This window comes from Arsenophonus endosymbiont of Bemisia tabaci Q2 (assembly GCF_902713415.1).
Lineage (GTDB): Bacteria > Pseudomonadota > Gammaproteobacteria > Enterobacterales > Enterobacteriaceae > Arsenophonus.
The window spans coordinates 1-6953 of sequence record NZ_CACTIE010000026.1 but is presented as its reverse complement, the minus strand read 5'-3'; the positions used below and the strand labels follow the sequence as shown (position 1 = coordinate 6953).

Annotated in this window: 8 protein-coding genes and 1 pseudogene; 3 read left to right on the top strand and 6 right to left on the bottom strand. The window is 34.1% G+C overall.

Annotated elements, in window-relative coordinates; translation table 11 throughout:
• Nucleotides 1–483: 483 nt before the first annotated feature.
• Together argA and ARSQ2_RS12230 are read right to left on the bottom strand one after the other, a co-directional pair.
• Nucleotides 484–1816, bottom strand: a pseudogene (gene argA, locus ARSQ2_RS02015) (amino-acid N-acetyltransferase).
• A 212-nt stretch (nucleotides 1817–2028) separates the two neighbouring features.
• Complete coding sequence (locus ARSQ2_RS12230; protein WP_238334250.1) at nucleotides 2029–2139, bottom strand: IS630 transposase-related protein; 111 nt, start codon at nucleotides 2137–2139, stop codon at nucleotides 2029–2031.
• Nucleotides 2140–2308: 169 nt separating this feature from the next.
• Between ARSQ2_RS12230 and amiC the strand changes: the two genes are divergently transcribed.
• Nucleotides 2309–3559 (top strand): N-acetylmuramoyl-L-alanine amidase AmiC, encoded by a 1251-nt coding sequence (gene amiC / locus ARSQ2_RS02010; protein ID WP_181994192.1) that lies wholly within the window; start codon nucleotides 2309–2311, stop codon nucleotides 3557–3559.
• Between the two features lie 414 nt (nucleotides 3560–3973).
• On the opposite strand, the gene ARSQ2_RS02005 is transcribed toward amiC, so the two are convergent.
• From ARSQ2_RS02005 to ARSQ2_RS01995, 3 genes are read right to left on the bottom strand one after another with little or no spacing between them, the layout of a single operon-like run.
• Nucleotides 3974–4135 (bottom strand): hypothetical protein, encoded by a 162-nt coding sequence (locus tag ARSQ2_RS02005; RefSeq protein ID WP_181994191.1) that lies wholly within the window; start codon nucleotides 4133–4135, stop codon nucleotides 3974–3976.
• On the bottom strand, nucleotides 4081–4506 hold the full coding sequence (locus ARSQ2_RS02000; protein WP_181994194.1) for a transposase: 426 nt from the start codon (nucleotides 4504–4506) through the stop codon (nucleotides 4081–4083). The genes ARSQ2_RS02005 and ARSQ2_RS02000 overlap by 55 nt, the downstream gene beginning before the upstream one ends.
• Before the next feature lie 47 nt (nucleotides 4507–4553).
• Nucleotides 4554–4751, bottom strand: coding sequence for a hypothetical protein (locus ARSQ2_RS01995; RefSeq protein ID WP_181994190.1), 198 nt, complete (start codon nucleotides 4749–4751; stop codon nucleotides 4554–4556).
• A 245-nt stretch (nucleotides 4752–4996) separates the two neighbouring features.
• Here ARSQ2_RS01995 and tcdA point away from each other — a divergent pair, with 245 nt between their 5' ends.
• Complete coding sequence (gene tcdA, locus ARSQ2_RS01990; RefSeq protein WP_181994189.1) at nucleotides 4997–5809, top strand: tRNA cyclic N6-threonylcarbamoyladenosine(37) synthase TcdA; 813 nt, start codon at nucleotides 4997–4999, stop codon at nucleotides 5807–5809.
• A gap of 17 nt (nucleotides 5810–5826) precedes the next feature.
• Here tcdA and ARSQ2_RS01985 read toward each other — a convergent pair whose 3' ends face one another.
• Nucleotides 5827–6000, bottom strand: a complete 174-nt coding sequence (locus ARSQ2_RS01985) for an aminotransferase class V-fold PLP-dependent enzyme (protein ID WP_255487157.1) — start codon at nucleotides 5998–6000, stop codon at nucleotides 5827–5829.
• 655 nt (nucleotides 6001–6655) lie between these two features.
• Between ARSQ2_RS01985 and ARSQ2_RS01980 the strand changes: the two genes are divergently transcribed.
• On the top strand, nucleotides 6656–6953 hold a 298-nt coding region (locus tag ARSQ2_RS01980), incomplete at its 3' end, for a LysR family transcriptional regulator (RefSeq protein ID WP_181994188.1).

Below are 6953 nucleotides of genomic sequence, written 5' to 3'. Positions count from 1 at the left end.
GGTACAAATAGACCACGCAAAAATTAAGACTAATAACATTTGTGGAGCTTTCCTGTAGAAAATTCTTCTATAGAAAATCAAAGTAATCACCAAAAAGCGGCAATTAAATATAGAGGGATAGGTTTTTTGAAGAGTCTTCTATCAGTTACTTTTGGTACTCCTTTGGACTCGACCGTCTATGCTCAGGCATTAAATATTGGTAGTCTGGCTAAAAATGGGGGAGCGACTCACAGTACAATGGTTAAGCATTTTCAACTATGTGGAATATGCGTAATGGTTTATATCAAAAGCAGCCTAACCACTTGTAGCAGAAATAAAAAATAATTAATTAACCGTTATTTTATTTTCGGCTCTTCTCTTCGTTAAATAAAGAGGAGCCGATATTTTTTTGCTTAAGAGCAATAGAAAACGTTATTTATTTAAATAGTGTATTTTTTATTGTAAATGGGTTTATTAATTAAAATTTTAATTAATTTATGGTATTTACTTAATATTAAGTATTAAAATTTTTAAGTATCGTTGATAATTATAAAGCCCTTGTTTTTTTATTGGTAACATATCAACTTTTGCTGCGAAAAATCCTCTTTCTAGAAACCAGTGATTACTTCGGGTTGTTAATACAAAAAGTTTTTCTAAATTTAAATTTTTGGATTGTAGAGTAATGTGTTTAAGCAGTTTTTCACCTCTTGATAAATTACGATAGTCAGGATGCACAGCCAGGAAAGCCATTTCTGCAGACTTTTCTTATAAATAGTCATAAAGTGCTACGAAAGCGATGATCATATTTTCTCGCTCGATGATAGTAAATTTGTCAATTTCTATTTCTAATTGTTCACGTGAACGGCAAATTAATATTCTTTGCTGTTTCAACGGTTGAATTAATTCTAATATTCCTGCAATATCATTGATATTAGCTCGACGAATTTGTTCACAATTTTCCATGGTAATTTGGCTACCGATACCTTCATGAGAGAAAAGTTCTCGCAATAAAGGATCATTCTCTTGATAGCTTATCAAATGCTACGACGAACACCTTGCTTGCATGCTTTAATTGCGCTATATAAAAAATGCAGTATGTCAGAATGATTCTTTGGCTGTTTTTCCAATTCAGCAATATACTTTTCAGCTTCATTCGGCGAGAGTTCCGATAATATATTGCCATTTTTATCACTAATTCCTTGTAAAGAGCAAAATCCAATTAATTTTTCTGCTTTTAATTTTATTGCCAATTGTGTTGCGACAGTTTCTGTCGACAAATTAAAACTTTTTCCAGTGACCGAAACAGCAATTGGGTTAATTAATACAATTGAGCCGTTTTTTAAATGATGGTTGATAGATACTTCATCGATTCTTAGTATACCTCGGCTATGACACTAATCAACACCATCCTCAATCCCTAAAGGTTGAGCAATAATAAAATTACCACTGACGAGATTTATTTATATAAGCACTTTGCAATGGGATATTGTTGAGATTTATTGATAACAGAGCAGTAATATCTAATTGTAATGTCCCCGATATTTGTTTAGCTAACTCTAGGGTATTTGCATCAGTGACGCGAATATTTTTATGGTAGATTATCGGATATTGTTTGTTTATGAGTTTTTTATCTATCTTTGGGCGTATGCGATAAACAATAACTAGCCGAATACCGAGACTGTGTAATAAACCGATATCGCTAATGATATGAGCAAAATTTTTACCTGCGATAGCATTACCGTTTAATGTAATAACAAAGATTTTATCGCGATGTATATTAATATAAAAAAACAGAGTAGCGAAATCCATTAACTAAATCAGTACGACGTCCTTTCATATGTTCCTTATATAAATGACTGTTCTTAATGAAAGTATTTTTATGATTTTTGACACAAAATAGCAAAAAGAAATGTATAAAAAATCATTATTATTGCTTCAGAATATATTATAGCTAAACGTCTTAATTTTGATTACAAAAATATATGTTTTTCTCCAATATAAATTTACTGATATAGAGTAATTACTTGTAATCATTTTAAAATCGCCTAGCTATACAGATGCAGAGCCAATCCGAAATTGCTTCGCTGTTTCTCGGATACTCAACCCTTCTTCTTCCATCGTAAATATCACTTTACGTCTAAAATCAATTGAATAGCTCATATAAATAATGTCATCAAAATTAAGTCGCTTAGCTATAGTAGCTAATTATTCATAAAGAGCAATTTATTAATGACAGTTGATTAATGATTAGTTAAAGTTTTCTATAGTGATTTTTTGTTGATAATATTCAGCGGTTTATAATTATTTGATGCTTTAAGTGGATTTTTCGATGGATCATTCAAATCACGGTTTTTCAAGACGACGTCTTCTGGAAGGTACAGTGGCTACTATACTGTTAAGTATTAGTCCATTCAGGCTAGCTTCATCTTCAAGTATAGTTGCTATTCGTATCTGGCCTGCCTCTAGTTATACCCGAGTAACGTTAGAATCAAATATTGCTTTAAAATATCGTCAATTTGCTTTATCTGGGCCTGATCGTATTGTTGTTGATTTAGAAAATATGCAGTTAAATAGTGTGTTGCAGGGCATTAGCCAGCAAATCAGTTCACGTGATCCTTATTTAAAATTAGTCAGAGTAGGCCAATTTGATCAAAAAATGGTTCGCTTAGTTTTTGAAGTAAAAACTCATGTTGAACCACAAATGTTTACTATTGCGCCTGTTGCTGGTTTTAAACATCGTTTAGTGGTTGATTTTTATCCTGCTTCAGGTGTTTACACTGATCATGATCCGTTGTTAGCGCTATTAGAAGATTATAACAAAGGTAAATTGGACAATACGTTGCCGGTTAAAGCGAAAAAGCCAGCGGGTAAAGCCGGGAGAGATAGGCCAATTATCATCATGATCGATCCTGGTCATGGTGGAGAAGATCCTGGTGCTATAGGAAAATATAAAACGCGGGAAAAAGATATCGTATTGCAAGTTGCACGTAGATTAAAAATATTAATTAATCGTGAACCTAAGATGAAAGTTTATATGACTCGTAATGAAGATGTTTTTATTCCTTTAAAAGTGCGAGTTGCAAAAGCGCGGAAAATGCAAGCTGATTTATTTGTTTCTATTCACGCTGATGCCTTTACTAATCGTAAGGCGAGAGGTTCTTCAGTATTTGCATTATCGACCAAAGGAGCAACCAATAATAATGCCCGTTATTTAGCTCAAACACAGAATGAAGCCGATCTAGTTGGTGGAGTCAGTAAAAGTGGTGATAAATATCTTGATCACACGATGTTTGATTTGGTTCAGACGGCGACTATTAATGATAGTTTGAAATTTGGGACAGAAGTACTTAAACGGATGGGTAACGTTAACAAATTGCATAAAAACATTGTTGATCAAGCGGGTTTTGCGGTATTAAAGGCACCAGACATCCCGTCAATTCTAGTTGAAACTGCTTTTATCAGTAATATTAAAGAAGAGCAAAAACTAAAGACAGCAAAATTCCAACAGCAGATGGCAGAATCCATTTTTCGGGGTATTAAAGCTTATTTCGATAACGGCGGAAAACTGGCTTTGCGTTAAGCGAGTTAATTAGATAGATAATAGTCTTGTTGGGAAACTAATTTGATATTCAATGAAAGGTGGTTTCTGGGGTCGGATTTGAACCGACGACTTTCGGGTTATGAGCCGGACGAGCTACCAAGCTGCTCCATCCGGCGTCCGATAGCGGCTCACTATACTCAAAATCAGATCCGATGCAAGTTTTTTTCTTAAATATTGCGATATTTTTTATATTTTGTACATAAAAGAGACTTGATGATTGTTTTTTTTGTTCTTTTATGCAAATTAGCCATCATGCTTATTGATATACTTTGTCAGCAAAAAATCGATAGCGAAATATGTAATCAACAAACATAAATTCATAAATTTTTTAATGGTCATATAAAAATAGTTATTTAATGATTAGCTTAAATCAGTAAAATATTTTATCGGAAATTATCTTATCAAATGGGGTAGGGTATAATTTATTGCTAATTTAAAAATACAGAATAAGATGCAATTCAGTTGATAAGTATAGCTAAGCGACTTAATTTTGATTACACTCATATTGAGTGCGAACAAAATATCTGTGTCGCATTTGAGCGCTTTTTTTTGCATTTAGCTTGTGCCCATTTATGTTTAATTGGATTAAGATCTGGCGAATAGGTAGGCAAATATTCCACCATATGCCCCGCATCGATGATGAGTTGTTGAATACTCTGTTTCTTGTGAAAAGTTGCATTATCCATCATGATTACACTGTTTTTAGGAAGTACTGGGATAAGGACTTGGGTGACCCATGCATAGAAAATATCGCTGTTAATATTGATATCAAATAATCCGATAGCAAACAGCGTTGTGCCAAATAAAGCGCCGATAACATTTGTTCTTTCTTTAGCTCTCCAGTTCTTGAGACCAACACACCCTTGACCTTTCGGGGAATAGCCGTGAGTCCGCGGGGTACCGTGTGAAAAACCACTTTGATCAATAAAAACAATATGCTTGCCTTCTTTTTCATACTGTTTTCATACTGTTTTCATACTGTTTTCATACTGTTTTCATACTGTTGTTTTTTGTTGAAACGTTTGTCGAGTTTTTTCGTCGGCTTTCGGATGACGTAGAGTTTTTTATAGGTCAATCTCATTTTTTTAAGAGCCTTGCCAAATGGCCTTCTGAAAAACGCCAAAATGCTCTGCACGCTCTTTTTGGTAAGCATCTGGATATTATTCAACATCTTTTATCAACATTGCTTCGCTGTTTCTCGGATACTCAACCCTTCTTCTTCTATCGTAAATATCACTTTACGTCTAAAATCAATTGAATAGCTCATATAAATAATGTCATCAAAATTAAGTCGCTTAGCTATATGATACAGATAATATGCTCTAGTCGTTATCACATGATTGACTATGCCATGCAGCTGAATAGATAACGAATTAGTTTTTGTTATCATAATAGATTAATCAGGAAAGGTTAGACATGCAATTACTTCTTTCAGATGCTTGGTTGCGGCGCTTCGCAGGTATTGGCCGCCTCTATGGTCAAAAAGCATTAATGCTTTTTGCTCGTTCTCACATGTGTGTTGTTGGTATTGGCGGCGTAGGCTCATGGGCAGCGGACGCATTAGCAAGAACCGGGATCGGCACTATTACTCTCATTGATCTGGATGATGTGTGCGTGACAAATATTAATCGACAATTGCATGCATTAAGCGACACTATTTGTCAATCAAAAGTTGAAGTGATGAAATTACGTATTTTGCAAATTAACCCTGAGTGTCAAGTTAATATTATTGATGATTTTGTCTCGGCCAGCAATCTAGTTGAGTTGATATCTATTCAATTTGATTACGTCATTGATGCTATTGATAGCATGCGGCCTAAATCTGCTTTATTAGCTTATTGTCACCGTCATAAAATACCTGTCTTCAAAATCGGAGGGGCTGGTGGGCAAATTAATCCGACACAGATCCAAGTTAAAGATTTAGCAAAAACGATCCATGATCCCTTAGCAGCAAAATTACGTGAAAGATTAAAAAGTGATTTTAAAATAGTTAAAAATAGTAAAGGTAAATTGGGTATTGACTGTGTTTTCTCAACCGAACAGCTAGTTTACCCACAAAGTGATGGAACCGTTTGTAAGGCTAAAAGTAATGCCGGAGGAACAATGCGTATGGATTGTGCCGCTGGTTTTGGTGCGGCAACAATGGTAACTGCTAGTTTTGGTTTTATTGCTGTTTCTCATGTATTAAAAAAATTGCAGCGTAAAATGATAGCTAGCGAAAAAGTATGAATTAATTTTTTTAACTATTAGCGAACAAAGCTCGTTTTGCGCAATTTAGCGAGTTGATTTTCAGTATAATCTCTTAAGGTAAAAGCGTAATTTTCAGCTTGTTGCCAATTAATGGCTTTCATCCAGTCTATAACAGTGTTGAACGCCAACACTCCGGCAATATTTGGCGTACCTGCTTCAAATCGATACAGATACCCAATTCTATTGGGCCATACAGTTTATTCTTCGGCTTAAGGACTATTGCTGGGCTGTTTAGAAAAATAGTTTTGTCTTGTTGAGTCGCAGGAAAATATTGGCGAAATTGTGTTATAGAAAATGTTTTTGTTATGAAAACCACAGCTATCAGAATATTTAGGACTTATATTGTGTAATTATTAGAATTTTATCTTGTCCTAAATGACCTTTTCATAAGGTTTGTTATATTTATTTAAATTAGAAAAGTAGTATTAGTCCTGATTAATAATATCTATTCTATCAGAATCATATGTATATCATCCGATTATATTCGGCGATGAGAAAGATATTTATTTAGCGAATATAAAAAAACGCCGCAATAAATTGCCGCGCGTCAAAATAACTATGGACAGACAAGGTAAATGTATAGGAGTGAAAATAGTAGTATTAACTACTCAACCTGGAAAAGCCAGATAATTTGTAAACACAATATCACAACCATAAAGCCAATAACTTTAAATAAATTAACTGCTTAGCGATTCATTCAGGCCTAGGAAGCAGCCTTACTATAGACATATACTGGTTTCTCTACAATGGACAATTTATAATGCTTCAGATTATAAAAACTAATGGATATATAAGGATGAGTAAGACGCGATCAGGGCAAAATGTATGCCTCCTCTTAATGCATTAAGGGTATTTGATGCGGCAGCACGCCATTTAAGTTTTACTAAAGCAGCAGAGGAGCTTTTTGTTACTCAGGCTACAATAAGTTATCAAATAAAAGGTTTGGAAAATTTCTTGGGTTTGAAATTATTTCGTCGGCGTAATCGTTCATTATTATTCACTGAAGAAGGGCAAAGTTATTATTTAGATATAGCTAAGCGACTTAATTTTGATGACATTATTTATATGAGCTATTCAATTGATTTTAGACGTAAAGTGATATTTACGATGGAAGAAGAAGGGT

Excerpts from the sequence above, each read along its gene's own strand:
- tcdA (WP_181994189.1), top strand. The coding sequence starts at position 4,997 with ATGCAATTACTTCTTTCAGATGCTTGGTTGCGGCGCTTCGCAGGTATT.
- ARSQ2_RS02005 (WP_181994191.1), bottom strand. The coding sequence starts at position 4,135 with ATGCAAAAAAAAGCGCTCAAATGCGACACAGATATTTTGTTCGCACTC.
- ARSQ2_RS01995 (WP_181994190.1), bottom strand. The coding sequence starts at position 4,751 with ATGTTGAATAATATCCAGATGCTTACCAAAAAGAGCGTGCAGAGCATT.
- ARSQ2_RS12230 (WP_238334250.1), bottom strand. The coding sequence starts at position 2,139 with ATGAGCTATTCAATTGATTTTAGACGTAAAGTGATATTTACGATGGAA.
- amiC (WP_181994192.1), top strand. The coding sequence starts at position 2,309 with ATGGATCATTCAAATCACGGTTTTTCAAGACGACGTCTTCTGGAAGGT.